Origin of the sequence: Microbacterium sp. LWH11-1.2 (genome assembly GCF_038397745.1) — a bacterium.
Taxonomy (GTDB): Bacteria; Actinomycetota; Actinomycetes; order Actinomycetales; family Microbacteriaceae; genus Microbacterium.
The window spans coordinates 3,493,938-3,509,673 of the sequence record NZ_CP151636.1; the positions used below are offsets into that span (position 1 = coordinate 3,493,938).

The 15,736-nt window shown below is 69.5% G+C and carries 15 protein-coding genes; 11 read left to right on the forward strand and 4 right to left on the reverse strand.

From position 1 onward, the window contains the following. Positions 1-30: 30 nt before the first annotated feature. Complete coding sequence (locus tag MRBLWH11_RS17160) at positions 31-240, reverse strand: hypothetical protein (protein ID WP_116635288.1); 210 nt, start codon at positions 238-240, stop codon at positions 31-33. A 137-nt stretch (positions 241-377) separates the two neighbouring features. Here MRBLWH11_RS17160 and MRBLWH11_RS17165 point away from each other — a divergent pair, with 137 nt between their 5' ends. The 10 genes from MRBLWH11_RS17165 to MRBLWH11_RS17210 all read left to right on the forward strand — a co-directional run bounded on the left by MRBLWH11_RS17165 (position 378) and on the right by MRBLWH11_RS17210 (position 11,762). Beyond that, a complete protein-coding gene (locus MRBLWH11_RS17165) occupies positions 378-2,942 on the forward strand; it encodes a LuxR C-terminal-related transcriptional regulator (protein ID WP_341945700.1) in 2,565 nt (854 codons plus the stop codon). Positions 2,943-3,002: 60 nt separating this feature from the next. Then, positions 3,003-4,127 carry an AI-2E family transporter gene (locus MRBLWH11_RS17170; protein WP_341945701.1) on the forward strand — a complete coding sequence of 375 codons (1,125 nt, stop codon included), beginning with the start codon at positions 3,003-3,005 and terminating at the stop codon, positions 4,125-4,127. Positions 4,128-4,141: 14 nt separating this feature from the next. Further along, entirely contained in the window at positions 4,142-5,518 is a 1,377-nt protein-coding gene (locus MRBLWH11_RS17175; RefSeq protein WP_341945702.1) for a hypothetical protein, read from the forward strand. A gap of 1 nt (position 5,519) precedes the next feature. Further along, on the forward strand, positions 5,520-6,986 hold the full coding sequence (locus tag MRBLWH11_RS17180) for a DUF2252 domain-containing protein (RefSeq protein ID WP_341945703.1): 1,467 nt from the start codon (positions 5,520-5,522) through the stop codon (positions 6,984-6,986). Beyond that, complete coding sequence (locus MRBLWH11_RS17185) at positions 6,983-7,726, forward strand: ion channel (protein WP_341945704.1); 744 nt, start codon at positions 6,983-6,985, stop codon at positions 7,724-7,726. Before MRBLWH11_RS17180 ends, MRBLWH11_RS17185 begins: the two co-directional genes overlap by 4 nt. Continuing rightward, entirely contained in the window at positions 7,723-9,330 is a 1,608-nt protein-coding gene (locus MRBLWH11_RS17190; RefSeq protein WP_341945705.1) for an MFS transporter, read from the forward strand. The genes MRBLWH11_RS17185 and MRBLWH11_RS17190 overlap by 4 nt, the downstream gene beginning before the upstream one ends. 47 nt (positions 9,331-9,377) lie before the next feature. Beyond that, positions 9,378-9,842, forward strand: a complete 465-nt coding sequence (locus tag MRBLWH11_RS17195) for a MarR family transcriptional regulator (protein ID WP_341945706.1) — start codon at positions 9,378-9,380, stop codon at positions 9,840-9,842. Positions 9,843-9,871: 29 nt separating this feature from the next. After that, positions 9,872-10,294 (forward strand): organic hydroperoxide resistance protein, encoded by a 423-nt coding sequence (locus MRBLWH11_RS17200; protein WP_341945707.1) that lies wholly within the window; start codon positions 9,872-9,874, stop codon positions 10,292-10,294. Positions 10,295-10,313: 19 nt separating this feature from the next. Then, positions 10,314-11,291 carry a zinc-binding dehydrogenase gene (locus tag MRBLWH11_RS17205; RefSeq protein WP_341945708.1) on the forward strand — a complete coding sequence of 326 codons (978 nt, stop codon included), beginning with the start codon at positions 10,314-10,316 and terminating at the stop codon, positions 11,289-11,291. 72 nt (positions 11,292-11,363) lie between these two features. After that, the gene (locus tag MRBLWH11_RS17210; RefSeq protein WP_116635295.1) at positions 11,364-11,762 is read left to right on the forward strand and encodes a RidA family protein; all 399 of its coding nucleotides are present in this window, start codon (positions 11,364-11,366) and stop codon (positions 11,760-11,762) included. Here MRBLWH11_RS17210 and MRBLWH11_RS17215 read toward each other — a convergent pair. Continuing rightward, entirely contained in the window at positions 11,752-12,372 is a 621-nt protein-coding gene (locus tag MRBLWH11_RS17215; RefSeq protein WP_341945709.1) for a hypothetical protein, read from the reverse strand. The genes MRBLWH11_RS17210 and MRBLWH11_RS17215 overlap by 11 nt on opposite strands. A gap of 83 nt (positions 12,373-12,455) precedes the next feature. On the opposite strand from MRBLWH11_RS17215, the gene MRBLWH11_RS17220 reads away from it, so the two are divergent. After that, the gene (locus tag MRBLWH11_RS17220) at positions 12,456-14,204 is read left to right on the forward strand and encodes an alkaline phosphatase family protein (protein WP_341945710.1); all 1,749 of its coding nucleotides are present in this window, start codon (positions 12,456-12,458) and stop codon (positions 14,202-14,204) included. A 15-nt stretch (positions 14,205-14,219) separates the two neighbouring features. On the opposite strand, the gene MRBLWH11_RS17225 is transcribed toward MRBLWH11_RS17220, so the two are convergent. After that, positions 14,220-15,296 (reverse strand): DNA polymerase IV, encoded by a 1,077-nt coding sequence (locus MRBLWH11_RS17225; protein WP_341945711.1) that lies wholly within the window; start codon positions 15,294-15,296, stop codon positions 14,220-14,222. A gap of 40 nt (positions 15,297-15,336) precedes the next feature. Beyond that, positions 15,337-15,729: a DUF1304 domain-containing protein gene (locus MRBLWH11_RS17230; RefSeq protein WP_116635298.1), complete on the reverse strand. Its 393-nt coding sequence runs from the start codon at positions 15,727-15,729 to the stop codon at positions 15,337-15,339. Between the last annotated feature and the right edge of the window lie 7 nt (positions 15,730-15,736).

Genomic DNA, 15,736 nt, shown 5'->3' on the forward strand with positions numbered 1-15,736 from the left:
GACCGGGCGGCGTCACCCTGCCCGGGTGACTCAGCGGTCCGCGACCGGATTCACCGAGATCACCTCGATGTGCAGGTCGTCGAAGGCGCCGAGCAGGGCCAGCAGGCGCGGTTGATCGATCACCGGACCGACGATGCTCGTCACACCGCCGTCGCGGAGTCCCACGGTGAAGCCGTCGAGCGCGCCGGCGAGCTCCGCGCTCAGCCGTCCGCGGACGATCACCTCGAAGGTCTGGACCATGCGGCCCCCTCTGATCAGCCGCCTCGGACGGCACCTGCGAACGTCGGTCCACCCCATGATCGACCGACGCGACCTGATCGTCCTCACCCCCTCTGGATGATCTGGTCGCGCACTGCGATACTGAGCGCGAGAGCGCGATGACCGTCTTCCCCCATGTGCCGGTTCACGCCGTCGATCGTCCGCGGTTGCGCCGCCGACTCGACGCGGCGCTCGGCGCGCCCTTGAGCACGATCGTCGCCCCGGTGGGATCCGGCAAGACGGTGCTGCTCTCGCAGTGGGTCGAGTCGCGCCCTGATGTGCGGTTCGTCTGGCTCGAGCTGGAGGCCGCCGACGACGATCCGCAGCATTTCGTCGCCCGCCTGCTCGAGGGATTCCGCAGCGATCCCCGCACTCGTCACGACCTCGGCACCCCGCACGCCCTGAGCGACAAGGCGCTCGGCCGACCGGTGCTGGAGGCGCTCCTGGCCGTGTTCCGCGAGCATCCGGGGACGACGGTGATCATCGACGATGCGCATGCCGTGTCCAACTCCGCGCTGCTCGCCGACATCTGGTGGCTGGCGGATCATCTGCCGGAGGAGAACCACATCGTGCTGTCCTCCCGGGTGGATCTGGGCTTCCCGTGGAGCCGGCACCGGCTGCGGCACTCGCTTCTGGAGCTGCGACAGTCCGACCTGGCGCTGGATGACGACAGCGCTGCCACGCTGCTGCGGCGGATCATCGGCAGCCCGGTGAGCGCGGCGACCCTGTCGGCCGTCATGGAGCGGACGGAGGGATGGGCGGCAGGAGTCCAGCTGACCGCGCTCGGGCTGCGCAATCAGGACGATCCGGAGGGTTTCGCTCAGCACCTCCGCGGCACGGATCTCCTGATCGCCGACTACCTCAGCGAGCAGGCGCTCGCGCAGCAGTCGCCGGAGCGCCGGGACCTCCTGCTGCGCCTGTCGTCGCTCGATCGGATGTCGGCCGAGCTCATCGAGTCCGTGCTGCACCTCGACGACGCCGCGCAGCTCCTCGAGGAGCTCCAGCACGATTCGATGTTCCTGGTCTCCCTCGACGAGCGCAGGGAGTGGTTCCGCTTCCATCACCTGTTCCGCGATCTGCTGCACTACCGGCTCCGCGCGCGCGGCGACGGCGAGGAGACCCGGCTGTTGATCTCAGCGGCGGAGTGGCACCTCCGGGAGGGCGACCTGCCGTCGGCCATGGCGTATCTCCTCCGAGCGCGGGAGTGGGATCGCGTGCTCGATCTGCTCCTCGCGAGCGGCCGCGACGTGTTCGAGCGCAGCAGGACGCTGTCGGTGAGTCGATGGCTCGACGCGGTACCGGCGGAGGTCCGCGCCGAGCGCCCGGACGCCGAGATCCTGCGGGGGATCGTGCTCGGGATGAGCGGCGATGCCGTCCGCGCGGAAGACGTCCTCCGTGCGCAGAGCGCGCGCGACGACCTGACCGCAGCCCAGTCCGCGGTCGTGCACGCCTACATCGCCGCGCGGGTGCAGTTCCGGTCGGAACCGGAGATCGCCCTGCGCGCGGCGAAGACGTCGATCGCCTTCCTCCGGCACGACCCGACGCTGCGGCCGCCCGACATCCTCGGACTGATGCATCCGTCCTTCCTGCACACGCTCGCGCGCACGTCGGGGGGACGGGCGCACTTCCTCTCCGGCGACTTCGTGCGGGCCCGGCGCTGGTTCGACGACGCCCTCGCCGGCCCCGGCGCCGAGTACTCGCCCTACCGCGTGCATCTCCTGGGCTCCATCGCGCTGCTCGACGCGTGGTGCGGTCGCGTGTCGCACGCCTCGTCGCTCGCCCAGGAGGCGCTCGAACTCGCCGCCGATGCGCAGCTCCTTGCCCACCCCGCACCGGCGGACGCCTACCTCGCGGCCGCTCTCGCCGCCGTCGAGCGGGGAGAGCCCGGCAGCGCCGCATTGAATCTGCACGAGGGCGTCGTGCGTGCGGAATCGAACAGACGCTCGCAGCTGCTGTGGATCGCTCACCTCGTCCGCACGCTGATGGATGCCGATGAGCCTCCGAGCGCCCTGCCCCAGGGCATGGGCCGCCCTCCGGCGATCGTCGATGCGGCGCTGCGTGCAGAGGACGCTCGCACGCTGCGTGCCCAGCGGTCGTCCGCGCCGCTCGACGTGCCGACGGGTCGATGGTCCCCGCTGCTGGTCGAGTCGATCGCTGCCGCGCTCACGGAACGGAGACCGATGATGGCCCGCCGTCGCCTGGCGTGGACCGCGCCGGATCCGGACGCTGCTCCGCGGGAGAGGGTGGAGCGCCTCACCCTCGAGGCCTGGCTCGCCGCGTCGGAAGGCGGACCATCCGCCGCGCGGGACCTGCTGTCCGAGGCCCTCGCCGTCGCCGAATCGCACGGGCTCGTCGCGGTCTTCCCGCGCATGGGCCACGAGGTCATCCGGCTCATCGCCGAGCTTCCGGGCGCCCCGACGCGATTCCGCACCACGGTGCTGCAGCGCGCACGCGAGAGCCATCAGCGACGAGTCACCTCGCCGCTGCTCGCGGAGCAGCTCACCGACCGGGAGCTGGAGATCCTCGCGCATCTGCCCTCGCGCATGACCAACACGGAGCTGGCGGCGCAGTGCTTCGTCTCGGTCAACACGATCAAGACCCACACGGCCCACATCTATCGCAAGCTCGACGTCGCCAACCGCAACGGCGCCGTCGCGCGGGCGCAGGAGCTCGGCATCCTCTGACGCGCAAATCGCCCGGAAAGGATGACGCGGGCGATATACCGGCACCAGCAGAGTGACACGATGAGCGACGCGACACCGCCCGCATCCGAGCCGCCGGATTCCCCTCCGGCGCTCCCGCCGCCACGTCGCCGCAGCATCCTGACCGCGCTGGAGCATCCCTTCGGCCTGGGATTCGCTCTGGTCCTGGGCGGACTCGCCGCATTCGTGCTCGGCGTCGCACTCACGTCGCTTTCGACGATCCTCATCTACATCGCATTGGCGATCTTCATCGCCCTCGGACTCGATCCCGTGGTGAAGCGGCTCGAGCGGAACGGCATGTCGAGGCCGCGCGCCATCGCGGTCGTCTTCGGCGTCTTCCTCGTGGTCGTCATCGTCGTGCTCGTCTTCATCGTGCCTCCCGCCCTCCGGCAGATCGCCGAGTTCGCCCGCTCGATCCCCTCGGCGATCGCGCAGTTCCAGGCCTCCGACTGGTACCGGGGATTCGAGGCGCAGATCGGCGACGTCGTCGGCACCGCGCTCGATCAGCTCTCGGCCTTCCTCGCCGACCCGGGCAATCTGCTGCTGCTGGGCGGCGGTGCGCTCGCAATCGGCTTCGGCATCGGGAACGCGATCTCCGGGATCCTCATCGTCATCGTGCTGACGCTCTACTTCCTCGCGTCGCTGTCCACCTTCCAGACGAGCTTCTATCGCCTCGCGCCGGCGCGCGACCGGCCGAAGGTCGCCGAGCTCACCGAGACCATCACGGACTCGGTCGGCGCCTACCTGATCGGGATGGTGGTCCTCGCGGCCTGCAACGCCGTGTTCGCGACGATCCTGCACTTCGCGCTGGGGCTGCCGTTCCCCGCCTTCATGGGACTCGCCGCCTTCCTGATCACCCTCATCCCGCTCGTGGGACCCGTGCTCTACTGGATCATCGCCTCGGTGCTCGCGCTGTTCACCGACCCGCTCCTGGCGCTGATCTTCGCGGTGCTGTACCTGATCTACATGCAGTTCGAGGCGTATCTGCTCACCCCGCGGATCATGAACAAGGCCATCGCGGTGCCCGGCGCCCTCGTCATCATCGGCGCGCTCGTCGGGGGCACCCTGCTCGGACTGCTCGGCGCCCTGGTGTCGATCCCGGTCGCCGCCGCGATCCTGCTGATCATCAAGCAGGTCACCATCCCCCGGCAAGATGCCAAGACCTGAGGTCGGAGTCCGTCATGAGCACACCGAAGATCGCGGAGCTGCAGAGCCGACTGGCCGCCCTCGAAGAGGAGAACGCCGCGCTCCGCGGCGGCCTGCCGGTGTCCGGCCCGGGCTCCCCCGCACCCGCACGGAGACGGCGGACCTGGGGACGGACGCTCCTCGCCACGGTGCTGATCACGCTCGGCGCGCTCCTCGCCCCTGTCGCGGTCGTCGCGACGTGGACGCACGTGCAGCTCACCGACACCGAGCGGTTCGTGAACGGATTCGCGCCGCTCGCCGACGACCCAGCCGTGCAGTCGGTGGTCACGACCCAGGTCGTCGCCGTCATCGGCGAGCAGATCGACATCCCCGCGCTCACCTCCGACGTCATCGACGGCATCATCGACCTCGGCACCGGCGAGCGCGCGACGCGGGCACTCGAACTCCTGAAGGGTCCGGCTGCCGAGGGTGTGCAGTCGCTCGTCACGACCGTCGTGACCCGGTTCGTGGAATCCGACGCGTTCGCGGATGTGTGGGCATCGGCGCTGCGCGTGACCCACGCGCAGGTGACCGGAGCGCTGCAGAACGATCCGAGCGCAGCGGTCACCCTCGGTGAGGGCGGCACGATCGGCATCCAGCTCGCCCCGATCATCGACCGCGTGAAAGAGGTGCTCGTCGATCAGGGCATCGGCTTCGCCTCGTCGATCCCGGCCGTCGATCGCACCGTCGTGGTCGCGACATCCGACGCGCTGCCCACCGTGCAGCTCGCGTACGGCCTGGCGGTCGCCGCGGGACTGTGGCTGCCCTGGGTCGCGATCGCCCTGCTGATCGCCGGAGCCCTCGTGGCTCACCGCCGCTCAGTCGCGACGATCGTGTCGGCCCTCGCGCTGGCCGCCTCGATGCTGATCCTGATCGCCGGGTTCGCCGTGGGTCGTGTGTTCTTCGATGCGGCCATGCGCTCGGGTCCGATCCCCGCCGATGCGGCGGGCGTGATGTACGAGACCCTCGCGGGGCCCATGCGCGACACCGCCGTGGCCGTGCTGGTGCTCGCCGTCGCGGTCGCCGTCGTCACCTGGTTCAGCGGCCCGTTCGGGGTGCCGCGGCGACTGCGTGCCGCCGCACAGGCGGGCGCTGCCCGACTTCGGGCGGGCATGGCACGGCACGGGGTGACAGCGGGGCGTGCGGGCCGCTGGCTGCACGCCCAGCACACCCTCCTCCGTGTCGTGATCGCCGCCGTCGGCGCCGCCGTGGTCCTCCTCGTGCGTCCCCTCACGCCCGGCCTCGTCGTGTGGACGGTCGTGCTCGCCGCGATCGTCATCATGATCCTGGAGATCGTGGAGATCCCTCCGGACGAGACCCGCGCCGTGACCCCGGATGCAGACGATCTCGTCGCCGAGCGATCCGAGGCGTGACATGGCGAAGGAACGCAGGTCGCACGACGACGCGGAGACGACCGCCCCGCTCCCGGCCGCCCCGGACTTCGTCCTGCGACGGAGCAGGGGGCGGGATGCCCGAGCGCGGGCGCCCCGATCGGCGCAGGGGCCCTGGGTCGCGCCGCCCGGACGCAGCGACCCGATCGCACTCCTCGAGGAGCAGGCGGAGTCGCGCGTCTCCGAGCTCGTGCCGATCCGGTACGCGCGGATGGCCGCGTCAGCGTTCGCGTTCTATCGCGGCGCGGCGCTGCCGATGGCCGCCGATCTCGCGACCGCGGCGCACAGCGGCGTCATCGTGCAGCTCTGCGGAGACGCGCACCTGTCGAACTTCGGCGTCTTCGGCACCCCGGAGCGGCAGCTGATCTTCGACATGAACGATTTCGACGAGACCCTCCCCGGACCGTTCGAGTGGGACGTCAAGCGACTGGCGACGAGCTTCGCCGTCGCCGGACGGCAACGCGGATTCACGCCGTCGGAGATCCGGGAGTGCGTGGAGCAGGCGGTCCGCGGCTATCGCATCACCGTCAGCAGGGCGGCCGACGCGTCGGTGCTCGATGCCTGGTACGACCGGTTCGATGCGGACAGTGCGCGACATCGCATCCGATCGGAACGACGACGTCGGCGAGCCGATGACGAGGCTGTCGAGCGCCTGGAGGCCGCGCTGCGGAAGGCCCGCAAGCGCGACCGCAGGAAGTCGTTCTCGAAGCTGGTCGGCGTCGAGGACGGACAGCTCCGCATCACCGCGGACCCGCCCCTGATCGTCCCCGTGGAGGATCTGGTCGACGGCGTCGACGACGTGGACGACGCCGGGGCCATGCGGGAGATCCTCGACGCCTACCGTCAGACGCTTCCCGGAGCACGGCATCCGCTGTCCGAGTATCGATACCGGCACATGGCCAGGAAGGTGGTGGGAGTGGGCAGCGTGGGCACCCGAGCCTGGGTCATCCTGCTGAGCGGACGGGACGACGACGATCCGCTGCTGCTCCAGGCGAAGGAGGCGCAGCCCTCGGTGCTCGAGCGCTTCCTGGGACCGAGTCGGTATGCCGGATCCGGCGAGCGCGTCGTCAGAGGTCAGCGACTCATGCAGGCCGCGTCCGACATCTTCCTCGGGTGGCAGCAGGTCACGGGACTGGACGGTCGAACACGCGACTTCTACATCCGGCAGCTGCACGACTGGAAGGGCGGGATAGATCCGGAGACGATGACGCCGCGGGGTGCCGCGCTCTACGCACGCGTCTGCGGCGAGACCCTTGCGCGGGCTCACGCGCGCAGCGGTGACCGTCTCGAGATCGCCGGATACCTCGGCAGGGGGCGTCGGTTCGAGGATGCCGTCGTCGCGTTCGCGGACTCGTACGCGGACCAGAACGATCAGGACCACGCCGCGTTCCGGGAGGCCCTCGCATCCGGGCGGCTGCCCGGCGGCGAGCGGGAGAGCGCGGAGCCGTGACAGCGACGACGCGACGCGGGGACCCGGTGGCGCGCCATCGCGCGCGCCGCACCGTCGTCCGCGATCGCCACGGGGTCGCGGGGTACACCGTCGCCCTCGCGCTGCTCGTGCTCTCGTACGCGCTGTGTGCCACGCAGCGATCCACCGATCCGAGTCCGTTCGCCTTCCTGCTCATCCTCGCGACCGTCGCCGTCATCTTCCACGTCACGGCGGTGCGTGCGATGATCCAGCACGTCGCCTGGGTCGTCCTGGCCGCAGCAGCCGTCGCGACGACGCTCGGAACCGTGTTCGGGGCCGCCGGGCACGTGCTGGACGTCGTCTTCTCCACGGCGTCGATGCTCGCCCTGCTCGTCGCCCCGGCCGCGATCGTCGCCCATCAGGCGAAGCGGCGCGGCTTCAACCTCGAGGCCCTGCTCGCGACGATCACGGCCTACGTGCTCGTCGGCCTGTTCTTCGCCTTCCTCTTCAATCTCCTGTCGCTCGTGACCTCGACGCCCATGTTCGGCGAGGGCAGCGAGGAGTCGCTCTCCAATCAGCTGTTCTTCTCCTTCACCACGCTGACCACGACCGGATACGGCAACATCGCGCCGGTCACCGCGGGCAGTCAGGCCGTCGCGGTCGCCGAGGCGATCACGGGCCAGCTGTTCCTCATCACCGCCGTGGCCCGCATCATGCGCGGAACAGGCGACAGGAGCGCGATCGACCGCGCACGCACCGCGACTCCGGAGGAGATCTCATGAGGAGATGGAACGTCGTCATCGTGCTCGGCTGCGCGCAGTTCGTCATGGTGCTCGACGGCACCGTGATGAACGTGTCGATCTCGACCGTCGTCGTCGACCTCGACACGACCGTCGCCGCGATGCAGGGGGCCATCACCTTCTACACGCTGACCATGGCGGCGTTCATGCTGCTGGGGGCGAAGCTCGGCGACGTGTGGGGTCGTCGCCGGGCCTTCGTGATCGGATCGTGCGTGTACGCGGTCGGCTCTCTCGTGACGGCGCTCAGCCCGAACGTGCAGACGCTCTTCCTCGGGTGGTCCGTCATCGAGGGGCTCGGGGCCGTGCTCGTGATCCCGGCGATCGCCGCTCTCGTCGCGGACAACTACCAGGGGCGCGACCGGGTCACCGCCTTCGCCGTGATCGGCGCCGTGTCGGGCGCGGCGGTCGCCGCAGGCCCGCTGATCGGCGGCTTCGTCACGACCTACTTCGACTGGCGCTACGTCTTCGTCGCCGAGGTCGTGATCATGATCGTCGTGGTGCTCTGCGCTCGAGTGATCACCGACGCGACACCGCGCACGAGCATCCGCATCGACCTGCTGAGCGTCGGACTGTCGTCGGCCGGGCTCGTCGCCGTCGTCTTCGGGATGCTGCAGAGCAAGATCTGGGGCTGGATCGTGCCCCTGCGCATCCCCGTCATCGGCGGCGTCGACGTGGCGCCGCTCGGCATCTCGCTCACCGCATGGCTCGTGGTCTTCGGCGTGCTGCTGATCGCGCTGTTCATCGTCCGGCAGCGCCGGCTCGTGCGCCTCGGGCGACCGCCGCTCGTGAACGTCGAGATGTTCGGGATCTCCTCGCTCCGCAGCGGGCTCTCGGTGCTCGGTGCGCAGTACGCCGTCACGGCCGGTCTCTTCTTCATGGTGCCGGTCTACCTGCAGATGACGCTCGGGCTCGACGCGCTGGAGACGGGGATCAAGATCTTCCCCCTGTCGGTGGCCCTCGTGCTGTTCTCGATCGTGGGGACCGGGCTCTCGAAGCGGATGTCGCCGCGGACGATCGTGCGGATCGGACAGCTGCTCCTGGTGTTCAGCTCGCTCGTGCTGCTCGGCTCGGCGACCAGCGATCTGCGGAGCGGGCTCTTCGCGGCCGGCATGTTCCTGTCCGGGGCAGCCCTCGGGCTGCTGGCTTCGCAGCTGGGGAATGTGAACATGTCGAGCGTCTCCGCGAAGGAGACGAGCGAGGTCGGCGGACTGCAGGGAGTGTTCCAGAACCTGGGTTCGTCGCTCGGCACCGCCTTGATCGGCTCGATCCTGATCGGAGCGCTGTCGACGTCGTTCGCCTCCGGCGTCGCGGAGAGCGATCTGCCCGCAGAGACGCAGACACAGGTGAGCGCCTCGACGGAGCACGGCGTCACGATCGTCCCGGCCGCCGACGTGCCGAAGATCGCCGAGGCCGCCGGCCTCAGCGAGGATGACGCGGATCAGCTCGCACAGATCTACCGCGACTCGCAGCTCTCGTCGCTGCGGGTGGCGTTCTTCGGCCTGATCATCATCAGTCTCCTGGCGCTCTTCTTCTCTCGCGGAATCCCGAGCGAGATCGAGGTGCGTCGACGCACGGAGGCCGCCTGAACTCTCGTTAGATTGTGCACAACTTAATTGCGTGACATACTCCAGGTATGGCCGTGACCGATGAGATGGTGTGCTTCTCGCTCTACTCCGCCGCCCGCGCCACCACCCAGGCGTATCGCGCGCTGCTCGCCCCCTGGGGGCTGACCTACCCGCAGTACCTCGTGCTCGCCATCCTCTGGCACGAAGGCGACCAGACGATCGGCTCGCTGGGCGAGGCGATGCAGCTCGACTCCGGCACCCTGTCGCCCCTGGTGCGCCGCCTCGAGCAGGCCGGCCACGTCACGCGATCGCGCCGCGCGGATGACGAGCGGGTCGTCACGGTGACCCTCACCGCCGACGGCCAGTCGCTGCGCGGCGAGCTCGCGTCCATCCCCGCACAGGTAGCCGGCTTCTCCGGCATCCGCGACGACGAGCACCGCCGCCGACTCATCGCCGAGTTGCAGGAGCTCACCGCGCTGCTGCAGGACGCGACCACGAACGCCGCCGCCGCGCACGCTCGCGGCGGCGAATGACCACCGATCGAAAGGAAGAACCGCACCCCATGGAAGCTCTCTACACCGCAGAGGCCCTCGCCACCGGAGCCGGACGCGACGGCCACGTCGCCACGAGCGATCGCCGCGTCGAGTTCGATCTCGCGATTCCGAAGGAGATGGGCGGAAGCGGCGATGGCGCGAACCCCGAGCAGCTCTTCGCCGCCGGGTACGCGGCCTGCTTCCACTCGGCGCTGCAGAGCGTCGCCCGCGCCCAGAAGGTGCGCATCGCCGACTCCTCGGTGGGCGCGCGCGTGCAGATCGGCCAGAACGGTCGTGGCGGGTTCGGCCTCGCGGTCGAGCTCGAGGTCGTGATCCCCGAGATCCCGCACGAGCAGGCCCAGGCCCTCGCGGACGCCGCGCACGAGGTGTGCCCGTACTCGAACGCGACCCGCGGCAACATCGATGTCACCATCACCGTCTCCGACGACTGACCCGAGAGGCAGAACCACCATGCGCGCACTCATCCATTCCACATTCGGCACGCCCGAAGAGGTCCTCGAGGTCCAGGAGCGCCCCGTCCCGGAGCCCGGTCCCGGTCAGGTGCGCCTGCGCATCGTCCTCTCTCCCATCCACAACCACGATCTCTGGACGGTCCGCGGCACCTACGGCTTCAAGCCCGAGCTTCCCGCCGCCTCCGGCACCGAGGCGCTCGGCATCGTCGACGCCGTGGGCGAGGGTGTCGAGCACCTCGCCGTCGGCCAGCGCGTCGCCACCGGCGGCACGTTCGGCGCCTGGGCCGAGTACATCCTCGCGAGCGCGGCCGGACTCGTCCCGGTACCCGACTCGCTGCCGGACGAGAGCGCCGCCCAGCTCGTCTCGATGCCCTTCAGCACGATGACCCTGCTGCAGTTCCTGAACGTGACGGAGGGCGACTGGATCGTCCAGAACGCGGCCAACGGCGCAGTCGGACGGATGCTGGCTCAGCTCGGCGCCGCCCGCGGCATCAACGTCCTCGGACTCGTCCGCCGGTCCGCCGGCGTCGAGGAGCTCCGCGCGCAGGGCATCGACAACGTGATCGCCACCGACCAGGACGACTGGAAGGAGCAGGCCGCCGCTCTCACGAACGGGGCCCGCGTCGTGGCCGGCGTCGACTCGGTCGGTGGAGCATCCGCCGGACAGGTGCTCTCGCTCCTCTCCGAGGGGGGAACGCTCGTGGCCTTCGGGGCCATGGACTCCCCCACCATGGAGATCGCGTCCTCCGACGTGATCTTCAAGCAGGCCACCGTGAAGGGCTTCTGGGGCAGCAAGGTGATCCCGGCGCTCGATCCGGCCGACCGCAAGGCCCTCTTCGGCGAGCTGTTCCCGCGCATCGCCGACGGAACCCTCACGCTTCCCGTCGCGGGCGTCTTCGACGCCGCCGACATCGCCGAGGCCGTCCGCGCCAACGGGACCCCCGGCCGCGTGGGCAAGGTGCTGCTGAAGTTCTGACGCGCATCGGGAGGCGGCCGGCGACGGCCCCTCCCGTTGCCCAGTGTCCGACCCCGGGTGCACACTCCCCTCATGGAGATCACACTCGCTCAGCCCGAGGGGCTCGTCGTCAGCCCGGCATTCAGTCACGTCGCCGTCGTGCCCCCGGGTGCGACCACGATCTACGTCGGCGGTCAGAACGGCGTCGACACCACGGGAGCCGTCGTCTCGGCCGATGCCGCCGAGCAGTCGGCTCGCGCCGTCGAGAACGCCAGGATCGCATTGGAGTCGGCCGGCGCGGGTCTCGGCGACGTCATCAGCTGGACCGTCCTCATCCATCAGGATGCCGATCTGCGCGCCGCCTACGGGGCCGTCGCGTCGAAGCTGGCGCGTGAGGGGGCGCCGCCCCTGGTCACCGCGGCACTCGTCGCGGGTCTCGGCGTCCCGGGAGCATTGATCGAGGTCAGCGCGGTGGCCGCGGTCATCCGCTGAGGCGCGCGGTCTCCGAGCGTGAGCGCCGGGCGCGGACCCACCTGTCGATGGCGACGGCCGCCCATGCGCCGCCGAGACCGATGATGACCACCACGCCGAGCGTGACGAGCGCGTAGGCCCCGGAGGTCACCGAGCTCTCGACGAGAAGCCTGCTCACGACGGGCGAGACCAGAGCCAGCAGGAGGACGACGTAGGCGGCGGGTGTGCGCTCCCTGACGATCAGCCACCCGCCGAGGCTCACGAGGAGCGTGATCAGCCCCTGATCAGTGACGAACTGCCAGACGCTGATCGGCTCGACGATGTTGCCCACGCCCCGTTCGATGCCGATCGTGGCCCAGAGCAGCAAGGTCACGCAGGCCAGGGTGACGGCGCCGAGACGCCGCGCGGCCGAGGTGGGGAACATCGCGAACGACACGATGTACAGGCCGAGACAGACCAGGAACTCGAAGACGTCGACGGCCGGGATGTCGGTGCCCAGGACCCCGGCGTAGTTCTCCGCCTGGATGAACGCGTCGAAGCTCGTGACGATGTTCAGGTAACCCGCGAACAGCACGCCGCCCATGCTCGCGCCGTATCGCGCATTCCTGTCGAATCGCACTCGCTCCGCCATGCCTAGACCTTAGCGATATATCCGTCGTCGACGGTCGACGCTCGGCGGTCCTGCGCGTTGCTACTATGCGAGAGGAGGTGCGGGTGGAAGACACAAGCAGCACGCAGGCGGACGGGGACTCGTCCTCGCCGCAGTCACGTCGTGACTTTCTTCGTCGAGCGGGAATCGGCGCCGCGGGTCTCGCGATCGGCGGGTCGGCAGGAGCCGCCGTCACCGCGGCGGCCACCGCCAGTCCGCCGGAATTCGCACCGCTTCCGACGCGCAAGGTCCCGGGATTCGATCACGTCGTCGTGGTCATGTTCGAGAACCGCAGCTTCGACAACATGCTCGGCCACCTCTACAGCGCCGAGGAGAAGTCGAAGGACGAGTTCGACGGACTCGCGCAGGGCTCGTACTCCAACCCCGGTCCGGACGGCGAAGCGATCGAGGCGCACATCTACTCCGGCTCCACAGACCACATCATGCAGTCGCCGCAGCCGGACCCCGGTGAGCACTTCCCGCATGTGAACACCCAGCTCTTCGGCACGGTCGATCCGGCGGGCAACGCCCACATCCGGAAGAACGGCCAGATGCCGCCGTTCAACACGCCCCCGACCGGAGCGACTCCCACGAACGACGGCTTCGTGCGTGACTACGTCATCAACTTCGAGCTCGACAAGGGTCGACCTCCGACGGCCGACGAGTACCGGATCGCGATGGGCGGCTTCAGCCCCGAGATGATGCCCGTGCTCTCGACCCTCGCGCGCGAGTTCGCCGTCTATGACGCGTGGCACGCCGCCGTTCCGTCCCAGACGTTCTGCAACCGCCTCTTCTTCCATGCCTCGACCTCTCACGGGTACGTCACGAACCACGGCGGCGACGGGTACTACAAGTGGATCGACGGGCCGGCGGCACCGACGATCTTCAACCGCCTCGAGGAGGCGGGCATCCCGTGGCGCATCTACTACGACGGATCGCAGCTGGTCTCGCTCACGGGACTCCTGCACTCCCCCGTGCTGCAGCCGTACTGGAAGACCAACTTCCGGGAGATGAGCCAGTTCTACGAGGACGTGAAGAGCGGCGATCTCCCGGCCTACAGCTTCATCGAGCCCCGCATGGTGTTCAACCACAACGACATGCATCCGCCGTGGGGCGCGCACGTCCGCGAGACCGACGTCGAGATCGACGGCGAGACCGTGCCGGTCTACAACAGCGCACTGTCCGATGTCCGCGCCGGCGATCGGCTGGTCCAGGACATCTACGACGCGATCCGCACGAGCAAGTCGCACAAGGGATCGAACGCGATGAACACCGCTCTCGTCATCACCTTCGACGAGCACGGCGGGACGTACGACCATGTGGCCCCGCCGCAGACGACGCCTCCCGACCGCAGCGGCCCCGGTGAGATGGGGTTCGTCTTCGATCGGCTCGGGGTGCGCGTGCCCGCCATCGTGGTCAGCGCCTACACGGCCCGAGAGACCGTCATCCACGATGAGATGCACCACGGCTCGATCATCAACACCCTGTGCCGTCAGCACGGGCTGTCGCCCCTGACGCTGAGGGATCAGACGGCGAACCCGATCTTCAACGCGATCAACCTCACCGAGCCTCGGCAGCCGTACACCTGGCCGAAGCCGCGCGCGCTCTACGTCGGGCGCAATCCGGAGGAGGATGATGCGACCTCGTCCGCGACCAAGCACAAGCACCGCCCGCTCACGGCTCCGGCCGTCGGCCTCACGGGCCTCCTCCTCGCCCGCTACAACCCGGGTTCGAAACCTCCCAAGACCTACGGCGAGGCGTACGAAGCGGTCACCCGGTACGGATCAGGGCTCTTCGGCGTCTACGACGAGTGAGCCTCGGCTCCCTGCTCAGATCCGGCCGCGCACCGGCGTCCGCTCGACGGGGTCGCCGTCGTCCGGCATCGCCATCTCCACGCGGACGCCCAGCAGGCGGATCTCGCGCTCGGCGTCCAGAGTCGAGCCGAGCGCGACAGCCGCGTCGATGACGTCGTCCCGTCGCTCGGTCGGAGAGGCGAGCTTGCGGCCCAGCGTCTTCGTCTCGAACGGCGCGTACCGAACCTTCAGATGGACGCGGATGACCGGCCGCCCCTCGGCTGCGCAGTCGTCGAAGGCCTGCCCGGCGAGCTCGCGGAGCGAGGCCTCGACCTCCGCCGTGGTCGTGAGGTTCTGCTGAAAGGTCGTCTCCCGACTGTGGCTGCGCGCGATCCAGGGCGTGTCGTCGACGACGTGCGGCCCGAGGCCGGATCCGAGGCCGTGATACCAGACGCCCATCTTCGGGCCGAACTCCGTCACGAGCTCCTGCTCGTCGGCATCCGCGAGCTCTCTGACCGTCTGGATGCCGTGATCGGCGAGGCGCTTCTGCACCTTCGATCCCACGCCCCAGAGATCACGCGTGGGCTTCGCACCCATCACCTCGAACCAGTTCTCCTCGGTGAGCCGGAAGGTGCCCCGGGGCTTGCCGAACTCGGTCGCGATCTTGGCGCGCACCTTGTTGTCGCCGATGCCGACCGAGCAGTGCAGGCCGGTCGCGTCGAGCACGGCCGCCTGCGCATCGCGCGCCGTCTGCTCCGGGTCGTCGGTGGTCACCCCGAGGAAGCACTCGTCCCAGCCGATCACCTCCAGCACGACGCCGGGGAGGGTTCGCAGCGCTGTCATGACCTCGGCGGAGGCGGCTGCGTACGCCTCGTGATCCACGGGCAGGAACACCGCGTCCTCCGGCGCCTTCCGCGCGGCGATCTTGAGCGGCATCCCCGAGCCGATGCCGAACTCCCGCGCCTCGTAGGATGCGGTCGAGACCACGGCGCGCTCGGTCGGGTCGCCGCGTCCGCCCACGATCACAGGACGGCCGGCGAGCTCGGGGCGGCGCAGCACCTCGACAGCGGCGATGAACTGATCCATGTCCACGTGCAGCACCCAGTCGGCCATGCAACGAGTGTGGCGGCTGGTGGACCGGATGTCACCCCTCTCAGCCGAGAGCGATGCCGATCGCCGTGCCGATCACGGCGAGGAGCGGGAGCGTCCCCTGCATCACCGCGGCACGGATCTTCGTGCGGTCCGAGAGCACCAGCACGAGCGCGGCGGCGGCCATCATGCCGGTGCCGGCGAAGACGAGCGTCAACCCGACGGTGGGTGACCCGACGATCACGAGACCGATGCCGAGCAGCGTCGTCAGCGCCAGGAAGAGGTTGTAGAAGCCCTGGTTGAAGGCGAGCTGCTTCATCGTGACGGCATCCGCCTCGCTGGCGACGCCGAAGATCTTCCTCGTCTCGGGCTCGGTCCACTTCAGCGACTCGAGCGCGAAGATGAACACGTGGAAGGCCGCAGCGGCTGCGGCGAGGACGAGACCGACGATGAGCATGGACCGA